The sequence below is a fragment of the Pseudoflavonifractor sp. 60 genome, from assembly GCF_009911645.1.
Taxonomy (GTDB): Bacteria; Bacillota; Clostridia; order Oscillospirales; family Oscillospiraceae; genus Lawsonibacter.
The window spans coordinates 51,807-75,543 of record NZ_QWKI01000036.1; the positions used below are offsets into that span (position 1 = coordinate 51,807).

Annotated in this window: 26 protein-coding genes; 15 read left to right on the forward strand and 11 right to left on the reverse strand. The window is 53.0% G+C overall.

The window, feature by feature from the left end; translation table 11 throughout:
• Positions 1-3: 3 nt before the first annotated feature.
• From D1646_RS04600 to D1646_RS04655, 13 genes are all read left to right on the forward strand, one after another.
• Positions 4-2,424, forward strand: a complete 2,421-nt coding sequence (locus D1646_RS04600) for an ABC transporter permease (RefSeq protein WP_160635327.1) — start codon at positions 4-6, stop codon at positions 2,422-2,424.
• Positions 2,421-4,793 carry an FtsX-like permease family protein gene (locus D1646_RS04605; RefSeq protein WP_160635328.1) on the forward strand — a complete coding sequence of 791 codons (2,373 nt, stop codon included), beginning with the start codon at positions 2,421-2,423 and terminating at the stop codon, positions 4,791-4,793. Before D1646_RS04600 ends, D1646_RS04605 begins: the two co-directional genes overlap by 4 nt.
• Before the next feature lie 133 nt (positions 4,794-4,926).
• Positions 4,927-5,400: a hypothetical protein gene (locus D1646_RS04610; RefSeq protein WP_160635329.1), complete on the forward strand. Its 474-nt coding sequence runs from the start codon at positions 4,927-4,929 to the stop codon at positions 5,398-5,400.
• A gap of 21 nt (positions 5,401-5,421) precedes the next feature.
• Positions 5,422-5,991, forward strand: coding sequence for a hypothetical protein (locus D1646_RS04615; RefSeq protein WP_160635330.1), 570 nt, complete (start codon positions 5,422-5,424; stop codon positions 5,989-5,991).
• A 74-nt stretch (positions 5,992-6,065) separates the two neighbouring features.
• Complete coding sequence (locus tag D1646_RS23645; protein ID WP_279279916.1) at positions 6,066-6,194, forward strand: hypothetical protein; 129 nt, start codon at positions 6,066-6,068, stop codon at positions 6,192-6,194.
• Between the two features lie 108 nt (positions 6,195-6,302).
• Positions 6,303-6,707, forward strand: coding sequence for a DUF6608 family protein (locus tag D1646_RS04620; RefSeq protein WP_160635331.1), 405 nt, complete (start codon positions 6,303-6,305; stop codon positions 6,705-6,707).
• A 52-nt stretch (positions 6,708-6,759) separates the two neighbouring features.
• Complete coding sequence (vanR, locus tag D1646_RS04625) at positions 6,760-7,461, forward strand: VanR-ABDEGLN family response regulator transcription factor (protein WP_160635332.1); 702 nt, start codon at positions 6,760-6,762, stop codon at positions 7,459-7,461.
• Positions 7,451-8,563 (forward strand): HAMP domain-containing sensor histidine kinase, encoded by a 1,113-nt coding sequence (locus tag D1646_RS04630; RefSeq protein ID WP_160635333.1) that lies wholly within the window; start codon positions 7,451-7,453, stop codon positions 8,561-8,563. The genes vanR and D1646_RS04630 overlap by 11 nt, the downstream gene beginning before the upstream one ends.
• Positions 8,564-8,582: 19 nt before the next feature.
• Positions 8,583-9,338, forward strand: a complete 756-nt coding sequence (locus D1646_RS04635) for a YoaP domain-containing protein (protein ID WP_160635334.1) — start codon at positions 8,583-8,585, stop codon at positions 9,336-9,338.
• A 158-nt stretch (positions 9,339-9,496) separates the two neighbouring features.
• A complete protein-coding gene (locus D1646_RS04640) occupies positions 9,497-10,129 on the forward strand; it encodes a GyrI-like domain-containing protein (RefSeq protein ID WP_160635335.1) in 633 nt (210 codons plus the stop codon).
• Positions 10,130-10,242: 113 nt separating this feature from the next.
• Positions 10,243-10,815: a VanZ family protein gene (locus tag D1646_RS04645; RefSeq protein ID WP_160635336.1), complete on the forward strand. Its 573-nt coding sequence runs from the start codon at positions 10,243-10,245 to the stop codon at positions 10,813-10,815.
• Between the two features lie 128 nt (positions 10,816-10,943).
• On the forward strand, positions 10,944-11,837 hold the full coding sequence (locus tag D1646_RS04650; protein ID WP_160635337.1) for an ABC transporter ATP-binding protein: 894 nt from the start codon (positions 10,944-10,946) through the stop codon (positions 11,835-11,837).
• Positions 11,838-13,085: an ABC transporter permease subunit gene (locus tag D1646_RS04655; protein WP_160635338.1), complete on the forward strand. Its 1,248-nt coding sequence runs from the start codon at positions 11,838-11,840 to the stop codon at positions 13,083-13,085.
• A gap of 66 nt (positions 13,086-13,151) precedes the next feature.
• Here the strand turns inward: D1646_RS04655 and D1646_RS04660 are convergent, their stop codons facing one another.
• The 8 genes from D1646_RS04660 to D1646_RS04695 form a co-directional block, all read right to left on the reverse strand.
• Positions 13,152-14,294 carry a hypothetical protein gene (locus D1646_RS04660; RefSeq protein WP_160635339.1) on the reverse strand — a complete coding sequence of 381 codons (1,143 nt, stop codon included), beginning with the start codon at positions 14,292-14,294 and terminating at the stop codon, positions 13,152-13,154.
• Positions 14,275-14,982, reverse strand: coding sequence for an ABC transporter ATP-binding protein (locus D1646_RS04665; protein ID WP_160635340.1), 708 nt, complete (start codon positions 14,980-14,982; stop codon positions 14,275-14,277). The genes D1646_RS04660 and D1646_RS04665 overlap by 20 nt, the downstream gene beginning before the upstream one ends.
• A gap of 2 nt (positions 14,983-14,984) precedes the next feature.
• Entirely contained in the window at positions 14,985-15,161 is a 177-nt protein-coding gene (locus D1646_RS22620) for a hypothetical protein (RefSeq protein ID WP_201754550.1), read from the reverse strand.
• Between the two features lie 150 nt (positions 15,162-15,311).
• The gene (locus D1646_RS04670; protein ID WP_160635341.1) at positions 15,312-15,827 is read right to left on the reverse strand and encodes a GNAT family N-acetyltransferase; all 516 of its coding nucleotides are present in this window, start codon (positions 15,825-15,827) and stop codon (positions 15,312-15,314) included.
• A gap of 22 nt (positions 15,828-15,849) precedes the next feature.
• Positions 15,850-16,032: a DUF6440 family protein gene (locus D1646_RS04675; RefSeq protein ID WP_160635342.1), complete on the reverse strand. Its 183-nt coding sequence runs from the start codon at positions 16,030-16,032 to the stop codon at positions 15,850-15,852.
• Positions 16,033-16,067: 35 nt separating this feature from the next.
• Positions 16,068-16,604, reverse strand: a complete 537-nt coding sequence (locus D1646_RS04680) for a GrpB family protein (RefSeq protein WP_160635343.1) — start codon at positions 16,602-16,604, stop codon at positions 16,068-16,070.
• Positions 16,605-16,796: 192 nt separating this feature from the next.
• On the reverse strand, positions 16,797-18,104 hold the full coding sequence (locus D1646_RS04690) for a sensor histidine kinase (protein ID WP_160635344.1): 1,308 nt from the start codon (positions 18,102-18,104) through the stop codon (positions 16,797-16,799).
• Positions 18,101-18,820 carry a LytTR family DNA-binding domain-containing protein gene (locus tag D1646_RS04695; RefSeq protein WP_160635345.1) on the reverse strand — a complete coding sequence of 240 codons (720 nt, stop codon included), beginning with the start codon at positions 18,818-18,820 and terminating at the stop codon, positions 18,101-18,103. Before D1646_RS04695 ends, D1646_RS04690 begins: the two co-directional genes overlap by 4 nt.
• Positions 18,821-19,070: 250 nt before the next feature.
• Between D1646_RS04695 and D1646_RS04700 the strand changes: the two genes are divergently transcribed.
• Together D1646_RS04700 and D1646_RS04705 are read left to right on the forward strand one after the other, a co-directional pair.
• Positions 19,071-19,739, forward strand: a complete 669-nt coding sequence (locus tag D1646_RS04700; protein ID WP_160635346.1) for a DUF3796 domain-containing protein — start codon at positions 19,071-19,073, stop codon at positions 19,737-19,739.
• 3 nt (positions 19,740-19,742) lie between these two features.
• Positions 19,743-19,943, forward strand: coding sequence for a helix-turn-helix transcriptional regulator (locus D1646_RS04705; RefSeq protein WP_160635347.1), 201 nt, complete (start codon positions 19,743-19,745; stop codon positions 19,941-19,943).
• Between the two features lie 133 nt (positions 19,944-20,076).
• Here the strand turns inward: D1646_RS04705 and D1646_RS04710 are convergent, their stop codons facing one another.
• From D1646_RS04710 to D1646_RS04720, 3 genes are all read right to left on the reverse strand, one after another.
• On the reverse strand, positions 20,077-20,874 hold the full coding sequence (locus D1646_RS04710) for an ABC transporter ATP-binding protein (RefSeq protein WP_160635348.1): 798 nt from the start codon (positions 20,872-20,874) through the stop codon (positions 20,077-20,079).
• A 5-nt stretch (positions 20,875-20,879) separates the two neighbouring features.
• Entirely contained in the window at positions 20,880-23,102 is a 2,223-nt protein-coding gene (locus tag D1646_RS04715; protein ID WP_160635349.1) for a hypothetical protein, read from the reverse strand.
• Positions 23,103-23,245: 143 nt separating this feature from the next.
• A complete protein-coding gene (locus tag D1646_RS04720) occupies positions 23,246-23,590 on the reverse strand; it encodes an ATP-binding protein (protein ID WP_160635350.1) in 345 nt (114 codons plus the stop codon).
• Between the last annotated feature and the right edge of the window lie 147 nt (positions 23,591-23,737).

Below are 23,737 nucleotides of genomic sequence, written 5' to 3' on the forward strand. Positions count from 1 at the left end.
ACTATGACATGGCCTTTTGAAAATGACACCAGCGCAGTAATCCAGAAACTCGCTTCTGCCAAATTGAAACATAATAAACTACAAAAAAGAGTCGCCGCCTTTGCTATCATGCTGGCCGCCGCGCTCATGTCCGCAGTGCTGCTGCTAACCTCCGGGATTGCGGCGGTCAATCGGGACGGCGGAAACAGAGTGACCGGCTCTTACCACGCTCTGATTTCCGGTATCGGTCAAACTGAGTTTGAAAGACTCCAGGCAGACGGGCAGACGGTACTGACTGGCCTGACAGTCTCGTTGGGGAGCAGCAAAATCGGAGACAGCAGATTGAACCTCTCCTACTCCAACGCAGACGCCCTCGCCCTGAACGGCCTGACGGTATCCGATGGCCGTATGCCGGAGTCGGAGCAGGAAATACTCATTGAAAAAGAGTATCTGGACTATTGGAAGCTGGACGCTGGGATTGGAGACAGAATTTCCATCCTCATGCCCAATACCCAGGAAGAAAGGGAATTTACGCTTTCCGGCTATCTGAAAACAGCGGCCTCCGGGACTGGCCGATCTTTATATGCAGCGATTGTCTCGGAGCAGTATTTTGTCGCCCACGGCGGCTGGGACGGCTTCTCTCCAGCTGCTATGATCCGGGTGAACGCCGGCGGTGCCTCCTCCAAAGCTGAAATTGAAACGCTGGTCACGGAAGTGTTGGCCCGAGCAGGGATCACGAAAATTCCCTCCTTCAATGAGACATACATCAATCTGTCAAGGCCGTCTGTTCTCCTGATCGGGGCGGCAGCCGCCGGATTGGCGGTCATCATTGCGGCCTGTATCCTGGTAATTTACAACATATTTTACATTGCCATCATCAACTCCATCCAGGAGTATGGGCAGCTGCGGACCCTCGGCATGACAGGCCGGCAAATCAAACGGCTGGTGCTCCGCGAGGGGCTTGCCCTGTCTGTGCGGTCTATCCCCGCCGGATTGGGAACGGGAACAGTCTTGTCCTGCCTGCTGATCCCCCAGGGGTTCCGGCCCGTCAGCCTGTTGTGGGTGTGGCCTATAGTGACGGTTTTGGTCTATCTCACGGTGCGGCTCTCCCTCCGAAAGCCCGCTCTGCTGGCGGCATCCATATCCCCCATTGCCGCCTCCCGTTATACAGGACAGCAGACCCGTAAAAATCGGCTGGCAAGGCGGCCCGAGAAAATCTCGCCGGTCATGCTGGCGAAAAAGCACCTTGCCACCAACCGAAAAAAGAATGTGCTCACCGTCCTGTCTCTGGCTCTGACCGGCGTTCTGCTTATGGGGTTTTCCTCCGTTCTCTCCTCCATCAACGCCAGGGATATGTCCTTGTCCGGCTTCCCCCGTGGGCAGTTTATTCTCAACATTAGCGATGACCGGCTTCGGAACGCTCCGCTGGAGCAGATCCAGACCTCCAGCCCATTTACCGACAGCTTGAAAAATTCTCTGAACATGATATCCGGTCTGGAGGACATAACCGAATATCACTATCTTCCGGCGGCGTTTCAGGCGGATGCAGTGGAATCTGAACTATCGGTGGTCGGTTTTGACCGGGATGATATGGATCTGATCCGCCCCTGCTTGAGCGGCCAAACCGATTTGGACTATGACAGCCTGGCAGAGCAGAGCCTGCTGATTGTCGGGCGTCCCGACTCCTTGGAGCGGGAGTATGGGATTCAGCCGGAGACTGGGCAGACGCTTACTCTAAAGATTTTTGACGGAACTTCCACAAATTACAGGGATTTCACGGTGGGAGCCGTTCTGGATCAGAGCAAAATTGGCAGCAGCGGAGATAAAATTGATTTGCTGATGCTGCCCATGGACGCGATGAAACAGCTGACCTCCGCCGACACCCTGTATCAACTTGCCGTCCGTATCTCCGACGGGATGGAGGCCCAGGCAGAAGCTGAGATCAACCGGATTCTTAATGCAGCCTCTGGTCTGGAGATGATGTCGCTGTCCGCCGCTATTGCGCAGAATGAAAACTTTATCCAGGGGATGAAGCTGGTTCTGGCCGCAGCTGTGGCCTTTATCGGCTGCTTTGCGATTATGAATCTGATCCACACCATCCTCACTGGTGTTATCGTCCGGCAGAAAGAGCATACCCTGATGCGCTGTGTGGGGATGGGGCAAAATCAGCTCTGTTCCATGGTCCTCTGGGAAAGCTTGATGACTTCGGGAATTGGGCTGGTCTTCTCTATGCTGATTGGCGGCGGTGTGGGAGCTGCCCTGTGCTCCCGCTTGAAAAACGGGCTTATGACGTACCTGCATTATCGTTTCCCGGTTGGGATTGCCCTGGTTTATGGTGCGGTTGTGGTCTTGTCTGCGCTGACGGTAACCTGGGCGGCGCTGAAGCATCAAAACAAGCTGTCTCTGATAGAGCAGCTGCGGGTATCATCTGGAGGCGGAGCATGACCTGGCCTTTTGAGAACGACACCGGCGCTATTGTGAAGAAGCTGGCAAAAAGGAGCCTCGCCAGTGAGAAGCGCCGGAACCTGATGGTTGTGATTGCTGTTGCTCTGGCGGCGTTCCTGATCTCTTTTGCAGCGATTCTATCCGTTTCTGTGACGCAGATCCAGCGTAATCAGGTGGCCGACACCTATGAAGCAGTCTTCACCAGCGTTGACGCGTCCGACGTGGCAGCCCTAAAAGACCTGCCAGAGTTTGCCCGGGTGGGCGAATACTATCTGCTTGGGCAGGAACATTCGGAGCAGGGATACAACGCCTCCTATGTGTACTGCGACAGCGACATGATGTATATTGCCCGCAGCCAAATGGAGCTAGTAAAGGGGGAACTTCCGGCACATGCGAATGAAGTCGCTGTCAGCGAATATTTTCTCTCCACTTATGGCCTGGGCGCCGGAATCGGTGAAACGGTTCGATTGGATACTGAGAGTTTTTATGGCGACTATGTTGTGACCGGCATTCTGTCTGCCATGGGAGAAAAGGAAGGAAACACCTGCGCCATTGCCGTTTCCAAAGCGGCCTTGACCCGGTGGGCCGGATTTACCCCTGCCGGGTATCGCGCCTATGTGCATTTCCAGAACGACAGGCAGTTGAGCCAGGAGGTCATGACCGCCTACTGCCGGGAGATTGCCGGGCGGTATGGCCTCCCCCCTGCGGGAATGAACAACAGCTACTTTACCTATTATTCCAAGTCCATCGACTTCTCTACGATTGGCGGCATCGCAGCCCTTGTGATGATTGGCGGCTATGTGGTCATCCAGAGCATTTTCCGCATCTCCATTCAGGATAAGATTCAAAGCTATGGGCAGCTCCACACCATCGGGGCAACACCAAAACAGATCCGGCGCATCGTGAAAAAGGAGAGCAGGCGGCTGGGCGGCATTGGAATCTTGCTTGGTGTGCTGCTGGGCGCCGGCGGAGGTTTTATCCTCTTCCCCAAAGGCTTCCACGGACTCTACTATGGGATAGCCGTACTTCTGACCAACCTGGTCTGCTGGTTCATGGTGACCATCTCCGTCCGTAGGCCGGTGAAGATTGCCGCCGGTATCTCACCGCTGGAGGCGGTGCGTTTTTCCGCCGGACAGGAGCGGATACGCAGCCGGAAGAAACACATCAGGCTCAATCCTGTGTCCATGGGCCTTGCGAACTTCCGGCGTGACCGCAAAAAATCCACCAGTATCGTGGTCTCTCTCAGCCTGGGAGGAATTTTGCTTCTGGTGGTATCCTCCATGGTTCTGACCCGGACGCCGGAGCAGGCCGCGAGGCTGTTTTTCCCGGATGGAGACTATAAAATCTACCTGTCCTCAGAGCAGCCGGAGGAAGAAATCATGGCCGCCGGCAATCCGCTGAACGACGAGCTGCGGCAGGAAATTCTTTCTGTGGACGGAGTGACGGATGTGCTGGTAACCCGCCTGTCCCTGCACGCAAGATTTGGGACCTCTACCAGTGCCGAGGCTGGTATGTGCGATATGCTGACGAATGCCAACCGCCTGGATGTGGAGGACGCGCTGGTATCCGGCACGATACCTGCGGACGCCCACAGCGTCCTTCTGGGCACGAACTATCAGAAGCGCCATCCTGAGATGGATGTCGGGGCCGCCATGGAACTATCTCTGGGCCAGGAGTCTGTGAGCGTCACCATATCTGGCCTGTTTGATCCGGCGAGGATGGCAAACGGACACGGCGCTCTCGCCATGGATTCGGCGGCGCTGTTCGCTCCAGAGGCGCTGTTCCGGGAACTCCATCCTGAGATCGAAGCCTTTGATTACTCCTGGAGCATTGTCAATGACCCACAGAAAGCGGAGCGAGTCGAAAGCGCCCTGGAAGAAATTATGTCCAGCCGCAGTAATCTGGGGCTGGACACCATTGGGGCCCATATCGAGTATGAAAAAATGCAGAACTCTATTATTTTTGGCGGTATGCGGGCGATCTCCTGGCTGATTTTTCTGTTCGGCGTTGTCAATCTGATCAATACGACGCTCTCCAATCAGATGTCTCGAAAGCGGGAGAACAGCATCCTGCGCTCCATCGGCCTGACCAGGAAGCAGCTGTGCCGAATGAATATTTGTGAGGGGCTTTGCTACGCGGCCTTTGCTGCCCTGGCTGCCCTGCTGGTCGGGCTCCCGATGGCGGTCGTGGTGTGCCGGGAGGTCAGCCGGCAGTCCTTTGCTGGTGAGATCGTACCGTATCACTTCCCAAGCCTGGAAATGGGCCTCTTCCTTCTTGTCCTGTTTGGACTGGAATTTCTCCTGTCCGCTTGGACGGCCGGCAGGCAGAGGAAACAGTCTTTGATGGAGCAGATGCGGGCGGTGGAGTAGCGCTTGGCGCAAAACATTTCATAACATCCAGAGAGCATTTCATTACAAAAGCCTTGAAAGGGTACTTTTCCCTCGGTAGACTGACAAAGAACAAATCATTTTGCCCTAAATTTATCCGAAGGGAGATGCAGTCATGAACATTCAGATGATGGAAGGGCTTCTGGGCGCAAGTTCCAACATCAAGCTGTCTGGTACGCCCATGAGCGTATACCGGCAGGCCAGCGCCGAGGGCGATACGGAAAAGATGAAGCGGGCGCTGGGCTACACCGGCGAATGCGCGGAGAAGGCCGTTAAGTACCAGGAAAAGCTGGACAAGGGCATGAAGGCTGAGGCGAAAGCCGAGCGTGAAAAGGCAAAGCTGGAGCAGGAAGCCGCCATCGAAAAGCGCCGGGAGGAGCGCAAGCGGGCGGAGGAAGGCGCAGAGCCGGACCATCTCCAGGGAACCGATGTGGTGCAGATCAGCGAGGCGGCGAAAGCGGCGCTGAAAAACAATAAGCCCGCCGAGGCGGCGGAACCCATTGACAGTGAGCCGGTCATCTATACGCCGGCCGGCGAGGTTTCCGCCGCTCCGGTGGAGTCGGAACCGACCGTTTCATTTACTGCGTAAAATTTCGAGGAGGAATCACTTATGATGCCTATTTCTGGTGTGAACACCGGCGCAGTCCAGCCCTTGACAACAGCCGAGAAGGTGCTGGGAGCGTCCAAGGTTCAGAAATCCGAAGAAGAGTCCCAGGGCCGTCAGCTGAAGCCTGTGATGGATGAATACGTTCCAGAAGAGCCGCAGGAGCCGTCCGGGCGCTATTGGATGGGCAAGGACGAGGACGGTCAGTCCAAGATTTATTTCGACGATCCTGAGCGGGCAGCGGGTGCGCCGAAACAGCCGGAGGGTGCCCCTGATGCCAAGAAGCCCGATGCGGACGCCCCCGAGGAGCCTGATCCGGCGGGCCGGGGCGCGAAGGGCCCGGAGAGGAAAAAGGATAAGGGCGAGACTTGGGAGTGCAATACCGATCAGGTAGACCGCGAGATCGAAAAACTGAAAAAGAAGCAGCAGGAGCTGGAGCAGCAACTCAATACCGAGACCGACGAGGCCAAGATCAAGGATCTGGAGCGCCAGTTGTCCCAGGTGGAGCAGGAGCTGAAGCAGAAAGATAGCGATACATACCGGCGGCAGCACGCTGTATATACACAGCTCTCTTAATTTCTGAAAAGCGGCGGTTTTCGGAAACCGCCGCTTTTCTTCGCATTAACAACTAATTTAAGGAGATTTTGAGCATGGAAGATTTGAAAATCCTATTGGCGTATTTCAAAGAACACAGAAAAGGTATCATTGTGATTCTCATTGCAACTGTCATAGGAGCCGCATTGGGGGTGACCGCTTTTTATAACGGCTGGCTTGGCTGAACATTGACTGTAGGAAAAATTTAAGAAATTTCACAGAGAAAAAGAGGAAAAAGCAAAAAGAATCTTGATATAATTGTTGTGAAATCTTAACCTGGAGGAAAAAGAGAAATGAGCGCGAAAAAGTGGATCAATCTGGTGTCGGTGTATTCCATCATCTATACCGTGATAACGCTTCTGAACAGTGTATTGTATCTTTGCAGCGGCATTTATGAGGACCCCAGCGGCAACTGGCACGAATTGGACAGGGCCATCATACTTTTGATTGGTATTGTGGCGTTTGAGCTGTGTACCAGTCTGCCTATTAAGCCGTTGATTTTGCGGTATGTGGCCGCATACATCCCGTCCCAGCTGCTGGCGTTCGCCTATGTCTGGTTTACCGGGCTGCGGGAGCCCCTGGCGAAAACAGCGTATCAAGATATTTGGATCAACTTTACGGGCCTGTTTATCGTGTTGAGTGCGGTCAACACCATAGCCAGCGTTTATAAGAAGAAAAGAAGTGCTAAGACAAAGTAACAAATGGCTGCTCGCAATGCTTTACTCTGTACTGTGCTTTTGGGGGGATAAGATGAGCTGTAACATTTTAGTGGTAGACGATGAAAAAGAGCTGGCCGACGTGCTGGAGCTGTACCTTGTGAGCGACGGCTACACGGTCCACAAGTGCTATACCGGCGCGGAGGCCCTGGACTGTATGGAACACACAGACCTGGATCTGGCGATCCTGGATGTGATGCTTCCCGACGCGGACGGCTTTCAGCTCTGCAAGAAGCTCCGGGAGAAGTCCTATTGCCCCATTATCATGCTCACGGCCAGGACAGCAGACGGGGACAAAATCATGGGCCTGACCATCGGGGCCGACGACTATATCACCAAGCCGTTCAACCCCCTGGAGGTCGTCGCCAGGGTCAAAACCCAACTGCGGCGGTACAGGCTCTACAACAGTCCCGCTCCAAAGTCGGAGAAAGAAATCCATGAATACGACATCCGGGGGCTGGTCATCAACCGGGACAACCACAAGTGCTTCCTGTTCGGGAAGGAAGTGCAGCTGACTCCCCTTGAGTTCTCTGTCCTCTGGTATCTCTGTGAGCGGCAGGGTGTGGTCGTCCCCTCCGAGGAGCTTTTTGAGGCAGTATGGGGCGAGAAGTACCTGAAGAACAACAACACCGTCATGGCCCACATCGGGCGGCTGCGGGAAAAGCTGGACGAGCCTGCCCGAAGCCCCAGATTCATTAAAACGGTATGGGGGGTTGGCTACACCATTGAAAAGTAAGAATAATTTTGGACAGTTCCGCGCGAAGATATTTCTCCGCACCATAGCCGTTCTGGCATCTGCCGCCGCTGTACTCTATCTCACTTATGCTGTCCTGTTACGGGGCCGCTTTGCCAACGGGATGGTAGCCCTGTTTCAAACCACCCTGGGTATGGACTATGATGCCGCCCTCCAGTTTTATGAGCGCACCTTTCGCAGTCACATGGACGCCATCATCCTGCTGTCCCTCCTGCTGGTGTTCGCCGGTCTGTTTTACTGTTATCTCCGCTGGTTGACCCGGTATTTTGAGAGTATCAGCAAGGGGATGGACGCTCTGCTCCAGGACGTGCCGGGAGAAATCTCCTTGCCCCCGGAGCTGCTTTCGATTGAGCGGAAAATGAACTTGGTGAAACACACCATTGACCGGCAGAAGAGCGACATGCTCCTGGCCGAGCAGAAAAATAACGATCTGGTGATGTATCTGGCTCACGACCTGAAAACGCCCCTGGCCTCCTCCATCAGCTACCTGAACCTGCTGCGGGATGAAAAACAGCTCTCCGAGGAGCTGCGGGAAAAGTATCTTTCCATCGCCCTCACTAAGTCGGAGCAACTGGAGGATCTGATTAACGAGTTCCTGGAAATCGCGCGGTACAGCCTGTCCACCATCACGCTGCAATACAGTGAAATCAATCTGACCCGCCTGCTGGAGCAGCTCGTGTATGAATTTCAGCCGGTATTGGATCAAAAGGGCCTGACCTGCCGCCTCGCCGCCGGGGACGACATTTTGCTGAACTGTGACGCCGGCAAGATGCAGCGGGTCTTTGACAACCTTTTGCGGAATGCGGTAAACTACAGCTGCGACGGGACCGAAATTATCATTGAGGCTGAGCAAAGTGAGGACAGCGTAACGCTGGAATTTTCCAACCGCGGCGGGACGATCCCCAGAGAGAAGCTGGAACGAATTTTTGAGCAGTTTTACAGGTTGGACACGGGACGCAGCTCCAACGGGACCGGGCTGGGCCTGGCTATCGCCAAGCAGATCGTCACGCTCCACAAGGGGACGATCACAGCGGAGAGCGGGGGCGGGGTGACGGTCTTTACGGTGGTGTTGCCTATTTCATAAGATTGGAGAAAATACAAGTATGGAATTCATCAAACTGACCCACGATAACATTGACTGGGAACACATCTGCTGCGCCATATCCAGCAACAAGGATGTGCAGGTCATGTCCAAAAAGGCATGGCTAAAGGAGCGGCTGGATGAGGGTCTTGTCTTCTTGAAGGGCAATGTCCGGGGGAAATGCTTTATTGAGTACATCCCTGCCGAGTATGCCTGGGCTCCCATTGAGGCGGAGGGATATATGGTGATCGACTGCCTGTGGGTGTCTGGGCAGTTCAAGGGGCATGGATACGCAAACCTCCTGCTGGATGCCTGTATCAAGGACAGCAAAACGAAGGGGAAAAAGGGGCTTGTGATCCTGTCCTCCAAAAAGAAGCTGGGCTTTCTCTCCGACCCCGGATACATGAGACACAAGGGGTTTGTGACGGCGGATACAGCGGAGCCTTACTTCAAGCTGCTGTATCTGCCTTTTGTGGAGGGGGCGGAGCGGCCCCGCTTCCGGGATACCATGCGGGAGCATGGGGATATGCCCCAGGGATTTGTGCTCTATTACACAAACCAGTGCCCCTTTACGGCAAAGTATGTGCCAGTACTGGAGAACATGGCGAGGGAGCGGAACGCCGTGTTCCAGACTGTCCACATTCAGACCAGGGAGGACGCGCAAAGCGCCCCCTCGCCGTTTACCACCTTTTCTCTGTTCTATGACGGCCAGCTTGTGACCCACAAGATCCTGTCGGAGAAAAAATTTGACAAAATCCTGACAGAAAAGGGCTGGTAAGCCGTCATGAAAAACAGCCGACTTTGAAAACAAAAATTTTTAGCAGTCTATAAAACTTGACAGGTTGTGTCAGATTTGAAGGCGTATTCTTGTGTCAGAGGTAAGGAAAAATCTTGCCCGGAGGAAAAATAATCTGACAGATTTACAGGGAGGAAATTATGGCTTTTGATTTTAAAAAGGAATATAAAGAATTTTATATGCCAACGAATCGTCCTCAGATTGTAAATGTTCCGAAAGCGAATTATATTGCGGTAAGGGGAACAGGAAACCCAAATGAGGAAGGCGGCGCCTATCAGCAGGCGATCAGTATTTTATACGCCGTCGCATATACCATAAAAATGAGCCACAAGACAGATCATAAAATAGAGGGATTCTTTGAATATGTTGTCCCTCCGCTGGAGGGCTTCTGGTGGCAAGACAATGTTGACGGCGTAGATTATGCGGACAAATCAGCCTTTCACTGGATTTCTGTCATCCGCTTGCCTGATTTCGTTTTGAAAGAAGATTTTGATTGGGCAGTTGAAACGGCGGCTAAAAAGAAAAAACTGGATTGTTCGCCGGCGGAGTTTTTGACCATTGATGAGGGGCTGTGTGTCCAAATCATGCACTTGGGTCCTTTTGATGATGAACCCGTTACAGTAGCTTTGATGGATGAGTATTTGGCTGAAAACGGATATGTGAATGATATTACGAATACAAGAATGCACCACGAAATTTATATGTCAGACGCAAGAAAGGTTGCCCCCGAAAAATGGAAGACTGTGATTAGACACCCGATTAAAAAAGCGTGATCTGAAGTGTAGGAAAATTGTTAGAAAATCCGTAGGAAAAACGCAGAACAAGCGCCGGTGGTTTTGTTATGATAGAGCCAAAACCGCCGGTGCTTGTTGTTGGAGGAATATCTATGTTTATGATTCGAGAAATCCTGGGCTATTGTATCATCAGCGCTATCTGCCTCTTGGGTATGGCCGTACTCTATGCGCCTATTTGCTTTTTGCTCCGAAAGCGCGTGCCGCCGGCAAAACAGCTTGCCTATTTCCTGTTTGGGGCCTGTGTCATTATCGTCCTGGCAGCGACGGTCGTGGTCGGCGCATCTAAAACAGCTGCGGCAGACCGCTCACTGAATCTCGTTCCCTTCAAGGTTTTTCAAGAGACCTGGGGGATGCCGGAGCCGAAGAAAATCGCCCAAACCGCCGCGAATATCGTGATGTTTGTCCCGCTGGGCTTTATGATGCCAGTCGCTTTCCAGAGAATGCGCGGCTTTGGGAAAACTGCTCTTTCCCTGGCGCTGTTCTCATTCGCCATTGAGTTTATGCAATATTTCACCGGCAGGTCGGCGGACATTGACGATCTCATGCTCAATACTTTGGGCGGCATGTTGGGGTATCTGGTTTTCTTTGCGGTATCAAAGCCAATCTGGAAAAAGCCTCCGCGCAGGACAAACCGCCCCTATCATCGGCCTGTGAGAAAATCGTAAGAAAGTCCGTATAAAAATAGTGGAATCCCGTGTGAGAGAACGTGAAAAAGGCGCTCCTGCCTTTGGTACAATGACAGTGCCAAGGCGAGAGCGTCTTTATCTTTTATCAGCGGGAAAGGAGTTTCCACATGGAATTGCTGATCGACCATGTTTCCAAACGATTTAAGGACAAAAAGGCAGTCAGTGACATCAGCCTGGAGTTGACGCCGGGGGTCTGGGGTCTGCTGGGGGCCAACGGGGCAGGTAAGACCACCCTGATGCGGATGATTGCCGGGATCATGCGGCCTACCTCCGGTCAGGTGGTGTATGACGGCGTATCCATTCAGACGCTGGGGGAGCGGTACCGGGATGTTTTCGGTTTTCTGCCCCAGGACTTCGGCTTCCACCAGGAGTTCACCGTCAAGGATTACCTGGCCTACGTGGCTGCCCTGAAAGGGCTTCCGGAGCGGCAGAGCTGGCGAAGGATACACGAGCTGCTGGAGCGTGTTTCCCTGTTGGATGTCTACAATAAGAAAATCGCCAAACTCTCCGGCGGAATGAGACGCCGGGTGGGGATCGCCCAGGCCCTGCTCAACGATCCGGAGGTACTGATCCTGGACGAACCCACCGGGGGCCTGGACCCCGGCGAACGGGTACGCTTCCGTAATCTGCTGTCGGAGTTCGCCCATGACCGGATTGTGCTGATCTCCACCCACATTGTCCCCGACGTGGAGTATATCGCCACCTGCCACGCCATCATCAAGGAAGGCAAGCTGCTGGCGACGGGGACAACGGAGGAATTGACCAGGCTGGTGGAGGACAGGGTTTGGAGCTGCACCATCCCGGCAGACTTGGTACAGGAGTATGAGAGCAAGCTGCAAATCACCAATCTGCGAAACGAAACCGATGGCAGCGTCTCTATCCGTTATCTGTCAGACCGGCCCCGCAACAATGTTTCTACTGCCGCGGCACCTCGTCTGGAGGATCTATATTTGTGGATGTTCCCGGAGAGCAGTGGAGAAAGTGACAGGAGGTATCAGTAAATGAGGATCTTTCGACTGGAATTGAAACGGGTCTTGAAGTCAAGGCTTACTTGGATTTTGCTGGCTCTGGCGCTGCTGCTGTCTATTCTGCTGGCATATCTCCCGACCACTTACTGTTACAGCAACTATACAGACGAGTCTGGGAACGAGGTCAACCTGACCGGGCTGGCCTCCATCGCCTATGAGAAGGAGCGGCAGGCGGACGCCAGTGGCATCGTCACCCCGGAGCGGGTGCGGGAAGCCGTGGAGATCTATCAGGCGTGTCTTACATCTTATGGTGTCACGGAGTCCTACGATCTGCCGGAGGGCGTCTATGAGAAGGAAATTCTCCCCATTGCCCCGCTGCTCCACGGCGTCAAGGAGGCGTTTGCCGACCCGGACACCGGCATGGCCCCCACCATTATGGAGATTGACCCGGCCCAGATCGACGACTACTATTCCGTCTGCGAGGCCCGGATCGCCTCCCTGATGGCGATGGAGCAGCCAGACAGCCCTGCCGCCCAGCGCAAAGCTGTGGAGATGTACCAGAAGGTGGAAAAGCCCTTTGAGGTCTATCCCGGCATGAGCTCCACCATTTTGGACTACCAGAACATCATGGGCTTCCTGGTGCTGTTGTTTTGTGTCGTGATCGCCGCCCCGGTCTTCTCCGCCGATTATCAGTCGGGCGCCGACGATATTCTCCGCTGCACCCGGTACGGCAGGGCCAAGTTGGGTATCGCCAAGGCGCTGGCCGCTCTTTTCATCAGCGCTGCCACCTTTGTGCTCTGCGCCGTTGTGCATATTCTGGTGGTAAACAGCCTGTTCGGCTGGGAGTGTACCAAAACCTCCATCCAGATGCTCTACTCCATCGTCACCCTGACCGACATGAACATTGGGGAGCTCCAGCGCCTCTTTGCCGTGGCCGGACTGCTCTCGGTGCTGGCCTCCGTGAGCTTCACCCTGTTTCTTTCCTCCAGATGTAAGAGCACGGTGGCGTCCCTGGCCTCCGGACTGGTGTTCTGTATCGCGCCGGTGGTGCTCTCCATGACGGCGCCTGGAGCACTGTCCAACTGGCTGTGCAGCATCCTCCCCGCCAGCGGCACCAGTATCCAGGCTAGTATCCTCTACGCCATCACCGACTTCAAATTTTTGAGCCTGGGCGGACTGGCAGTATGGACGCCCCATGCCATGATCGGGGTCTGTATCATTGAGATCCCGCTGTTCGAATTTCTGGCAGTACGTTCTTATTGCAGGCACACTGTAAACTGACGCTTTTTTACGATGCAAAACCACCGGGACGCAGGGTAATTCCCATCCGTCCCGGTGGTTTCATTGTCAAAACATACCTACCAAACCGGCCAGCAGCATCATAATGGCTGGTACAACGTATTTCCGCGGGTGATGCCAGAGATCGCTTTCGATTTTCCATCCCCGTATGGGGCAGTACCACTCCAGCAGGACGGAGCCGGCCGCGCTCAGCAGAGCAAAGGAGGCCGCCGTCAGGATATGGCGCGGAGCGATCCCGCCGATCTGGAACTGCCAGTTGCACAGGAAAATGATGTCTGCGGCCAGGTTACACCCGAAGATGAACAAGCAGTAGGGAATGCAGAACGCCTTTTGCTGTCCCGGCAGGAAGCGTACCGCCTGCTCCAGAGCCGGGTCGCAGGACAGCAGGATGCAGAGGGGGGTATTCAGGGAGAGAATCGCAAAGCCCACCGGCAGGATAAACCGGGCCTCCATCTGACCGAACAGCACCGGCAGAACGCAGGCCACGCCCCACATCGCCGCTGTGTTGACCAGATAGTTCTTGTGAGCCATCAGGTAGCGGAACAGGTAACGCCATACGGAAGGACGGTGGTGGACTCTGCCCCCTGCCCTGCGCCTGCTGGGGCGTTGACGGAAAGCATAGGCGTCTGTCTGGCACAGCAGCAGGATCGCGGCCAAAATGCTCACCGCCAGAATGGGGAAAAGAAAGACTACTTTCCCCAGCAGAAAAATCGCAGCAAGCAGAACGGCTGCCCAGAGCGCCCCCGTGACGGCCCGCAGATGTTTTCTGGGATAGATGCAGGCGGTCACAAGGACGGCGTTGACCCCGCAGAGGACGCATCCCAGCACCTCTGCCCCACTCCAGAGAGAGACAGCCAGCACGATGGCAAGTAATCCGGCGGTCTTGGTCAGCAGCGTGTAGGCCCCCAGCGCAGATACATAGGAAAACACCAAATTCCGCCCCTCAAAGGGGAGCATGAACATATTTTCCATGTTGGCCCCGTTGTCCTCGGCAGAGAGGGCCTGCCACATGACCCCGGCGGAGAAAGCACTGGTCATCAGATACAGGATGGGGGAAGCAATCTGGACTTGAAATCCGGCTATATGCAGCCCCCAGAAGACCACCAGATCAAGGAAAAGCGTCCTGGTCAGCCGCGCGTATTTGACGCCAAACAGTTTTTTGGCAGTCACGTTAAAGCTCATTTTCATCATGCAGGGCCTCCCGAATCGTGTCCGCATTGATCTGACTGCCCTCAAAACTCCGCTGGATGTGCCCATCCTCCAGTACCAGCACCCGGTCGGAGGTCAGGGTGATGCTCTCCAGAACGTGGGAGGAGAAGAGGACCGTCCCGTGCTCCTTATACCCGGCGATCAGATGGTACAGGTACTCAGTGCTCTGGAAGTCCAGCCCGTTCACCGGCTCGTCCAGCAGAAGCAGTTCCGGTTTCAGGGCAAAGGCGGTAATCAGAAATGCCTTTTTCTTACTGCCGGTGGACAGGTTCTTCAGCAATGTGTCGGTGTATTCCTCGAAGTGAAAGCCCCGCACCAGCTCGGACACATCAGGCAGTTTCTTTTTGTACGCCGCCGCCACATAGGACAGATACTCCCGAAAGGTGAAATACTGGAAGGAGTTGTCCTCGGCAAAGACGGTGTACCGGCACAGCTTGAAGTCCTTATCCCGGAAGGATACCGGGCGGCTATACAGACGGATGCCATCACAGCGGAAGCCTTCATGCAGACCGGACAAGGTTTTCAAAAAGGTGGTCTTCCCGGCGCCGTTCAGGCCAATCAGCCCCACCACCTCATAGGGACGTAGCTGGAGGGAGAAGCCAGACAGCACATCCTTTCCCTCACTGTACCAGGCGCTGAGGTTTTGAAGCTCCAGGATGTTCCCGTTCATGGTCAATTTCCCTTCTTCCCGTTTTTCTCCTTCTTCCAGGTGGCGTAGGCGGAATATCCGAAAGCCGCCCCCATCAGGACATAGAGCCCGGCCCATGCCAGATTGCCGGATACGCCGCTGACGACCGCCGCCGCCAGCCAGATCAGAGCCAAGATACCGCGAATGTAAACATGACGCATAACCATTTCCTCCTTGAAGCGTTGCTTCCTTGATGTACCTGCATCATAGCAGAAAACCTGCCGCTGTGCGGGAATGTCCGCAAACGGCAGGTTTTTGACCGCGAAAAGGGGCGCTTACCCTCTGCGGATAAGCGCCCAATGAATCGAAACTTATAAAATGATCTTGTATATGTCTGCCTGCTCACCCTCAAATTCAAAACTCCGTTCATGCTTTCCGCCATTTTTTACGATTGTTTTAATAGAGGCTTCATTATCCCGTTCAACAGACAAATACAGTTCTTTCATTCCAGCATTTTTCGCAATCGGCAGCAACAGTTGGAGCATTTCTGTTGCATACCCTTTTCTCCGCTCAGAAGGGCGGACACTGTAGCCACAATTCCCTAAATCTTTCAAAAAGTCGTTCAGCGTATGCCTCAAATCAATAATTCCAACGATCTTGTCTTTTTCATCCACAGCAAAAAAAGTATCCGTGACCACCCAGTTGACGTTTACTGTTTCAATATTTGTATTAGCGGCCACAGCCTTCAGCCAATCCTCGTACTGGTCTGTCTTATCAAGCAATTCGCTTCCGTTTATTACCATCTCATGGTTGTTGAAAAATTCCTGCCTAAATTTGATTGCCTGTTCCTTTAATTGTTCCGTAGGTCTTACCAGTCTGATTTTCATTTTACCCTCCCAAAATCGGAAGCTATTTGTCAATCACCACGTTCCCATTGCTGTCAAGCAAGGGGGTGATAGATGAACCACCGACGCCTTCTGTCATAATGTAATTAACGCCTGTCTTTGTATCGACGATGATCCGAATAGTTCCGCTTCCACTATAGCTTTCCATTTCTTTTACGCTGAATCTTTTTTCTTTCTTTCCGAACATAATCATTCCTCCGTTTTATAGCATCGTCTGCAACACTATGTCCCAGATCTCCACGCATGTGCCTCTTTCAGCAAGCAGCCTATCAGTTCCTGCTTGCCTGCGGTATAGCTTCTTCGGTCATCTGCAAATTGCGCCGCCAACTTTTTCTTACAGGCATCATACTGCATCGCCTTATCAGGGTAACGGTTCAAATAATCCCGAAAATTGATATAGTTATTCCATTCGGCTCCGTTCCATCTGACCACATGGATGTGGTGTGTACGGGTATCCTTTTCAAAATCGCCCATTACAAACAGCAGCTGTCCCGCAACAGCTTCTCTGCGAAAAACAATATCATGCTGTTTGAGCAATTCGACATAAGGCGCTATATCGTCCAGGTTACGAACGCCTACGACAAGATCAAGGATTGGTTTTGCATGAATGGAGGAAATGGCGGTGCTTCCGATATGCTGAATGTCAACTGCGGCAGGCTCTAAAAGCTGCTTTAATGTTTGAATAGTCCTCTCCGCATTTTGAGCCCATTCCTCTTGATGCGGCGCCAGCATGACCATTCCTCTTTTCAGCCCTGTCATACTCATGTCCTATTAAAAATGACCGTCTGCTCCTTCATAGAGATTTTCCCCACCTGATACCCATAGCCCGTCAATTCCTTTTTGTATCTCAGGAACGAGTGGTCAATGGGAACGCCCGCGATCTCCTGGATCTATGCAAAGGTCAATTTGAGGGTGGGGCTCCCGCTCTTTTGCACATGGGCCCACAAAGCGTCATATTTGCTCATGAATATCCTCCATTCCTTGATAAGACAACGTAGCTACCGCCCGGAAAATTTCACCGGAGACATTGGCCTGCACCATACCGTCGTATTTTTCTGCGGCAGTCTGGGCGCTTTTGAGGCCCCAGCCGTGGAGACCGCCCCCGGTCTTGGTGGTTTTCAGCTGACCGTTCTCCTGGACAGGCGCGGCGGCAAAGCTGTTCTCCACCTTGATGACCAGCATCTGGTGGATGCGGCGGATGGTGAGGGCCACTGTCCGCTCCGACTGGTTCGGCACTTGCCGGGCGGCCTCAATGGCGTTGTCCAGGAGATTGCCCAAAATCGCACATAGGTCCACACTGCGGATATTGGTGCGCCGGGGAAACTCCACCTGGGCCTGGAACCGGACGCCGGCCGTCTCCGCTGCGGCCGCTTTGCTGTTGATCAGGTAGTCCGCCGTCTCGTCACCCGTCCACACGGCGGCAGTCAAGTCCTGAACGGGAGCCTGCAATTCGTCCAGGTAGCGGACAGCTTCCCCATATTTTTCGTGGGCGAGGAGCTGCCGCAGAACCCCGATGTGGTTGTGAAAGTCGTGGAACAACTTGGCGTTGACCTCATAGGCCCGGTTGAGGGTGGTGTAGTCCCGCTCCAGCAGCTCGGCCTGCTCTGATTTCAGCCTTGCCAGCTCCTTTTCCACCTCGTACTGACGGCTGATGTTGAACACCAGCACCGACATCATCAACACCACCGCCAGGATGGTCCACATATAGAGCGTGTCGTCGGGGATGTCCAGGACTCTTTGCTCGGACAGAGTGATGACCGAGAGAAAACCGGCCACCGTGACAGCGGAGACGGCCCGGAACGCGGATTTTCCCTCAATCTCCTTTCGGGAGAGGCAGACCGCCAGACCCGCCAGCAGAGCGTGGAGCAGCCAGAGGGCTGACTGTCCCGCCAGCGTTTCAGTTCTGAGGAAGTCCTGAGAGTGCAGCAGTACCCCCAGTCCAGCCAACAGAAGAAATGACCAGAAGGAGACGCCAATCTCAAAAAAGATGCCGACGAACAGGCTCATTCTCACCTCCGCTCCTTGCAGCCAGTGGGCACAGGCGGCGATCAGCACCGCCTCCAGCGCCATCCGGTAGAAGTCGGGGGCATGGAGCAGGGACAGCAAAACTGTGAGAACCACCGCCCCGGCCAGACCCAATCCAAGACTTCGGACATTGGGCCTCTTTGTTGATAACAGCCGGTAAATCAAGATCAGGCCAACGAGAACCCGCACCATCCCGGTCAACATGCCGGAGAACAGAAGAAGAATATCCGTCATATATGCGCCCCCCAGTAGGCGTTGATCCGCGCCTTGACCTCTTGCAGATGGGAGCGGCTGATGGAGAGGGCTGCGCCGTTTTTCAGGATGACCGAGCCATCCTTCACCTGCATAACATGGATCATATTGACGATGCAGCCCCGGTCAATGAAGATAAATTCTTCCGCAGCCAACTCCTCATAGACCTGCTGTAAGCTCTTGCGGACCTTGGCCGCACCGCCGGCGGTAGTGATGCTGGTGTTTTTCCCGTCCCGTGAAAGGAACAGAATTTCTTTGTAAGGGATCTTCTCCAGGCGGCTGTTGGTCTGGATGGTGTAGTATTTTCCCTCCTCCAACTCGATCAGCCGGATAGCGTCGCAGATTGCCCCGGAGAGCCGCCGGGCAATGTCGTTTTTGGGAACATACCGGAAAATGGACAGCTCAAAGGCGTCGATGGCATACTCCACATGGGAGGTGATGAAGATGATCTTCACGTTGGGCAGGAAGGGCCGGATTTTCCCGGCCAGCTCCATCCCGGTGCTGCCGGGCATTTCAATGTCCAGCAGGATCAGGTCAAAGAAAAATCCGTCCTCGGTGATGTCGTACAGAAGGTTGTCGCTGTGGGTATAGGCGGCGATCTCGCCAGCGCTCCCGCATTGCTTCAGACAGTCCTCCGCGATGCTTCGGTTGGCCTGTACGGTAGCGCCGTCATCGTCGCAGATGGCAATACGCAGCATGGAACAATCCACCTCCTTTGTTATTGTGGCAAAATATTATACTACGGCGGCCCTATACTGGCAAGCGGTCATCAGCCCACTTGTCACCAAATGCTTTCTGAATGTCATGAAATGTTTTGCGGTGGACGCTCCGAAGCGCCCAAAATAAAAAGAGACAAATATTTATCATTTTTCTATTGACAGGCCAAAGTGGAAGTGATATATTTGTCCCATCAAGAGATAAATATATCTCGTTAATCGGAGGCGCTACATGAAAAATAGTAAGGTAAAAATCTGGGTTGGCTGTGGGATTCTCTGCATTGCGGCTATGCTGCTTTCCGTCTGGTACGCTGTTACATTTAACGATTCCCGCCTGGTCACTCCGATGGACTTTGGAAACTACTCCTTCAACGCAAAGGATCTGCCGATGATCTTATCTATCTCGCTCACCTGCATCTATGTAATCGCTCTGTTTATCCAGCTTTTTATCAGCAGCGGGAAAAGCAGGAAGAGCATCACAAAGACAAACATGACCCGCAGAGTCGATCCCAGGCTGGGGTTCCTGGGGCTGTTGGGTTTCTTGGGACTCGCCGGTTTTTGGACCTATTCCGTCATGGGCGCCGTATTCCCTTTTATGTTTTTCCTGTTCTTCGGCTTCTTCGGATTTTTCTATGAGGGAAAAATGTCCGGGATTTTTATGGACGAACGATTCCGTGAGAATGCCGCCCGCGCCCAGCTCAAAACATACAAAATCACGTTCAGCATTACGCTGATTGCATTGGTGATTCTCTGTCAGGGGAAGCTGTTCGGCAGTTTGGAATATACCCTGATTGCTGTCATCATCGTGCTTTCCCTCACCCTGGCCCTGGGCATTTTTCTTCCGGAGTATTTGCTGTACCGCTATGACCACGATGATCAGACGGAGGAGGCAGGGGAGTAAAGAATGGCGGAGTTTGAATGCAGATTAAAAAAGTACCGGCAGCTGAAGGACTTGACCCAAGAGCAGCTGGCCGCGCAGGTAGGTGTGCGCCGGGAAACCATCATGCGGCTGGAAAAGGCGCAGTACAATCCCTCCTTGAAATTAGCCATTGACATTTCCAGGGCGGTTGAGGCTCCAATCGAAGAAATATTCATCTTCAATTGATGAGGACTCATGTCGCCGTCTGTATCTGCTCTTGAGGCGCGAGAAAGTATAGGTGAAATGTGCTCTGCTGCACGACAGCTTTTTTGCCATCGTGCAGCAGAGTGGAATCATATAACATGAAAGGCTGGGCACATTAGAACGGATCGACCTGATTGATCCCCTCGGCTGTACGCTTTGCAATAGCAGCCTTTTGCCGTGGAGAGAAGCGCAGGGAATCCATCGCCCGAATATATTCCTCCTGGGTTTGACACTGAGCCGCGGCAGATGATCCGGCATTCTGTGTTTGATAAGAAGCCAAGTCGATTACCCGGTCGGCCCTTTGCGCCAAGTCAAGGCTGTGTGTCACCATAATTACGGTCTTGTGATACTTCTGGCACAAATTTCTGATCAACGAGAAGGACAACTCAGCGCTCCTTCCATCTAAAGCGCCGGTCGGTTCATCCGCCAGAATCAGCTTTCCAGGCCTTAATATCGTTCTTGCCAAGGCGACACGCTGCTGTTCGCCGCCAGACAAAGTGTTCACAACCGCATATTCCAAGTGGGACAGCCCAACCGTCTGCAAAATCTGATGGATGCGCTTTTCTTTTTCCCTCTGACGAAGATGTAAGAAACGCATAGACAAAAGCAGATTTTGAAAGACAGTCATATCGCTGATCAAAGCAAAGGATTGGAACAGATAGTTGATGGTATTTCTCCGCAGCATGGTCGCCTTCCGGCTGTTGATACCCAGCAGCTTTCTCCCATAAAGCCGAATATCCCCCTTGTCAACAGCTTCCAGCGTGCCGATCATGTTCAGCAGCGTGGACTTCCCGCAGCCGGACGGTCCGATCAGCGCGACCAGTTCCCCATCCTCCACGGAGAAAGAAACATCCTTCAGAATTGTTCTCGTTCCGAATCTTTTTGTGATATTTCTGATTTCAACAGCACTCATATCATTCACTCCCCCTTAAAAGCCGCCAGGACATTTTTCAGTTCATTGTGCGCCATGTATTTTATAAAGATCACAACCTGTACCAAAGACACGATCACCAGCAGGAGCAGCCCAAACTTTGATTTCAGGGCCAGCATTCCTACAAATTCCAAAGCAAAAATCACCGACAACAGCAGAAGCGGTTTACCGTACATCTGCGGGAAGGAGAACCCCATAAACTTCTTGACATTGATTTTTTCTTGATTTGCAATGCGGAAAACAGCGGCCAGAGCCAGCAGCAGCCCAATCAGGATCAGCATTAACATGACAAATACCAGGCCGAACCACATAAGCGTTGTTTCCAGATTTTTTTGCAGGCCGTCAATGTAATTGTGAACGCTTGCAAATTGCGGGGCGTTATCCGAAAGATCGAAGCTGGACAATACATCCGCGCTTGTGCAGTTCATAGCAGTTTGCGCATCGGAAAATTTAATATAGCCGTTAAAACCGGATGATTTCAAGCTCTCTGTTTCGGTGTATTTCATATTTTGCGGTGTAGCCACATAGATGACCGGCCTGCTTGCCTCCGAACCATATCCCTCATCTGTCGTCCATGTGAAGAAGCTCTGACCGGGTTCATACTCGACAAACAGGAACGATGGATTTTGCGTAAAGGCGGTCTGAATGTCACCGTCACGCAGACTTCTGGTATCCCGTTCCTGGAGCCATTGGGAGAGCTGGTTTTTTTCTTCATCCGGCATAGCGGCCGGAAGCAGGTAAAGCCGGGTTCCGCTTTGGGCTGAAAGCAGGGCGTTGGCAGGGATCGTGACTCCCAGGCTTTCCAGATAGTTGGGCGACATGGTAAACAGCCATAGCGGAGCATTGGGCATGGAGGAATAGGTTTTGTTATCCTGCCACGTCTCAATAATTCCAGTATCGTAATACTCTGTCTGAACGATATATACCCCTTTGCTGCCGGCAATCGAAGAATACCAGTCATACAAGTCCTGATCTAATTCCTTCGAGCCGCCGGAAAAGGAAGCCGCATCCTGGCCGATTGAAATACTGCTTAACAACTGATACTCCGAAACAGCCTCCCAACGCTGTGCAAGCTGTGTGTTTTTTGAGATATAGGAGATCGGCTGGTCAATGTAGCTGCCGCAGAACACCAAGCCGGCGCTGATCATGAAATAAGCGGCTATCCCTAAACCGTACAAAGTCTTTTTGGGAATGCGCCCCCGTATCGCGTCAAGCGGTTTGACAATGACGATCACAAATGCGGAAACGGCTAATTCCATCAATATGACCAATATGTTTACACAGGCGGTCGCCAGATAGCATCCCAAAAGGGGAGGAGAGAATGTACCCCAACCGGCGATCACGCTGTTGGCGAATACCAGGATGGGTACAGCAGCAACAGATACGGCGAAAAATCCGCCCAATATTTCCTTTGCAAAAGCGAGACGCGACCATCCGAGCAATGTCAGTTTGCCTTGCTTTGGCAGGCTTTTCATTGCAACAATCACAAAAAATACCGTGTTCAAAAAAATCTGTGCCGCAAGGAAAGCGAACAAAATATCCCGCATAACCAGATCATTCGTGCCGCTGCCGCCGCTGGCCTCTAAAAGCTCGCTTTCCATAAGCCCGCTTGCTCCGGCGAGCCCTTGTAAAAAGGCTTGCTGCTTTGCATCGCTTTCCAAGCCGAGAATGGTATAAGCGCCATTGACCGTCTGGCTGTCTGCTATTAAAGCCGGGAGTTGTTTGATGACGATGTGCCCATAGAAGCGGAAATTCGGTATCTCGCCAATGCTGTTGATACTGCCCATCTCTACGCCCAGGGTGCTGTCGGAATGATCGGAAGCCAGCAGTTCCTTCAGGTCCGCACAGGTCAATATGCTCTCTTTCAGAAAAGAAAGCTCTGCCTGCCGGTTTTCCGCGTTTCCGCAGACGCCAAATTGATAACCCTGGGAGCTGCCGCGATTATCCAAGATCCCATCCATCCTCGCAACGAATAATCCCTGCTCCTCTGCGGCCGTCAACAGAAAATTCTGCGTACCCCGCTCCTTTTCCGCAGCCACATTTTTCAGATAGACCGTCAGGGCCTCACTATCTTGCGGATATGTCCGCCACACATCCATGTACTGTCGGTTCAAAAAGAAAACCGCAAGCAGAGCCAGGATCAGGCCCTGCATGAAAATCAGCAGGTATCCGGCGTATCGTTCTTTTCCGATCAGCCGTTCTTTCCTCATGGTCTCTCACCCTTCCTACTCAGATATTCCCCGAAATAAACCGTAATACAGAAGTCCCTTTCAAGGTATCCACATTATACCAAGAAAGGGACTTCCGTATTTTCGTTTTTTCTTCGTGGTCTATGATTCCTTCCTGACTAAAATCATAAGATTTTCTGACAATCAAGGGGGAGCTGGATGGTGAATCGAATGAGTTTATCCGCACTGTAAGCCGTAATAATTCCGTGGTGCAATTCAACAATTTCTTTTGCAATCGCAAGGCCAAGGCCAGCCCCACCGGTATCAGAAGAGCGGGCCGCATCCAGCCGGTAGAACTGCTCAAAAATCCGTTCCAGCTTTTCAGGCGGAATGGGATTCCCCTGATTCTGAATACAGATCTGAACGCTCCCAGCAAGGGGAACCAATGTAAACTGTATTGACGTATCAGGAAAACTATAATTAATCGCATTGCGTATCAAGTTATCGACTGCTCGCTCCAGCTTGTCCATATCGCATACGATCTCAATATTTTCAGGAATATTGAGATCCCATGCCAGGTTTTTGACCCTCAGCACCGGATTAAGAAGCTGTATTCATAAGCGTTTGAGCAGCGTGTGGAAATGAGAAATTATGACCATAGCCTCAGCAGAGGAAAC

Bases quoted from the DNA above. Each gene is read 5' to 3' on its own strand.
- D1646_RS04600 (WP_160635327.1), top strand. From the start codon at position 4: ATGACATGGCCTTTTGAAAATGACACCAGCGCAGTAATCCAGAAACTC.
- D1646_RS04605 (WP_160635328.1), top strand. From the start codon at position 2,421: ATGACCTGGCCTTTTGAGAACGACACCGGCGCTATTGTGAAGAAGCTG.
- D1646_RS04610 (WP_160635329.1), top strand. From the start codon at position 4,927: ATGAACATTCAGATGATGGAAGGGCTTCTGGGCGCAAGTTCCAACATC.
- D1646_RS04615 (WP_160635330.1), top strand. From the start codon at position 5,422: ATGATGCCTATTTCTGGTGTGAACACCGGCGCAGTCCAGCCCTTGACA.
- D1646_RS23645 (WP_279279916.1), top strand. From the start codon at position 6,066: ATGGAAGATTTGAAAATCCTATTGGCGTATTTCAAAGAACACAGAAAA.
- D1646_RS04620 (WP_160635331.1), top strand. From the start codon at position 6,303: ATGAGCGCGAAAAAGTGGATCAATCTGGTGTCGGTGTATTCCATCATC.
- vanR (WP_160635332.1), top strand. From the start codon at position 6,760: ATGAGCTGTAACATTTTAGTGGTAGACGATGAAAAAGAGCTGGCCGAC.
- D1646_RS04635 (WP_160635334.1), top strand. From the start codon at position 8,583: ATGGAATTCATCAAACTGACCCACGATAACATTGACTGGGAACACATC.
- D1646_RS04640 (WP_160635335.1), top strand. From the start codon at position 9,497: ATGGCTTTTGATTTTAAAAAGGAATATAAAGAATTTTATATGCCAACG.
- D1646_RS04645 (WP_160635336.1), top strand. From the start codon at position 10,243: ATGTTTATGATTCGAGAAATCCTGGGCTATTGTATCATCAGCGCTATC.
- D1646_RS04650 (WP_160635337.1), top strand. From the start codon at position 10,944: ATGGAATTGCTGATCGACCATGTTTCCAAACGATTTAAGGACAAAAAG.
- D1646_RS04655 (WP_160635338.1), top strand. From the start codon at position 11,838: ATGAGGATCTTTCGACTGGAATTGAAACGGGTCTTGAAGTCAAGGCTT.
- D1646_RS04660 (WP_160635339.1), bottom strand. From the start codon at position 14,294: ATGATGAAAATGAGCTTTAACGTGACTGCCAAAAAACTGTTTGGCGTC.
- D1646_RS04665 (WP_160635340.1), bottom strand. From the start codon at position 14,982: ATGAACGGGAACATCCTGGAGCTTCAAAACCTCAGCGCCTGGTACAGT.
- D1646_RS22620 (WP_201754550.1), bottom strand. From the start codon at position 15,161: ATGCGTCATGTTTACATTCGCGGTATCTTGGCTCTGATCTGGCTGGCG.
- D1646_RS04670 (WP_160635341.1), bottom strand. From the start codon at position 15,827: ATGAAAATCAGACTGGTAAGACCTACGGAACAATTAAAGGAACAGGCA.
- D1646_RS04675 (WP_160635342.1), bottom strand. From the start codon at position 16,032: ATGTTCGGAAAGAAAGAAAAAAGATTCAGCGTAAAAGAAATGGAAAGC.
- D1646_RS04680 (WP_160635343.1), bottom strand. From the start codon at position 16,604: ATGACAGGGCTGAAAAGAGGAATGGTCATGCTGGCGCCGCATCAAGAG.
- D1646_RS04690 (WP_160635344.1), bottom strand. From the start codon at position 18,104: ATGACGGATATTCTTCTTCTGTTCTCCGGCATGTTGACCGGGATGGTG.
- D1646_RS04695 (WP_160635345.1), bottom strand. From the start codon at position 18,820: ATGCTGCGTATTGCCATCTGCGACGATGACGGCGCTACCGTACAGGCC.
- D1646_RS04700 (WP_160635346.1), top strand. From the start codon at position 19,071: ATGAAAAATAGTAAGGTAAAAATCTGGGTTGGCTGTGGGATTCTCTGC.
- D1646_RS04705 (WP_160635347.1), top strand. From the start codon at position 19,743: ATGGCGGAGTTTGAATGCAGATTAAAAAAGTACCGGCAGCTGAAGGAC.
- D1646_RS04710 (WP_160635348.1), bottom strand. From the start codon at position 20,874: ATGAGTGCTGTTGAAATCAGAAATATCACAAAAAGATTCGGAACGAGA.
- D1646_RS04715 (WP_160635349.1), bottom strand. From the start codon at position 23,102: ATGAGGAAAGAACGGCTGATCGGAAAAGAACGATACGCCGGATACCTG.
- D1646_RS04720 (WP_160635350.1), bottom strand. From the start codon at position 23,590: ATGGACAAGCTGGAGCGAGCAGTCGATAACTTGATACGCAATGCGATT.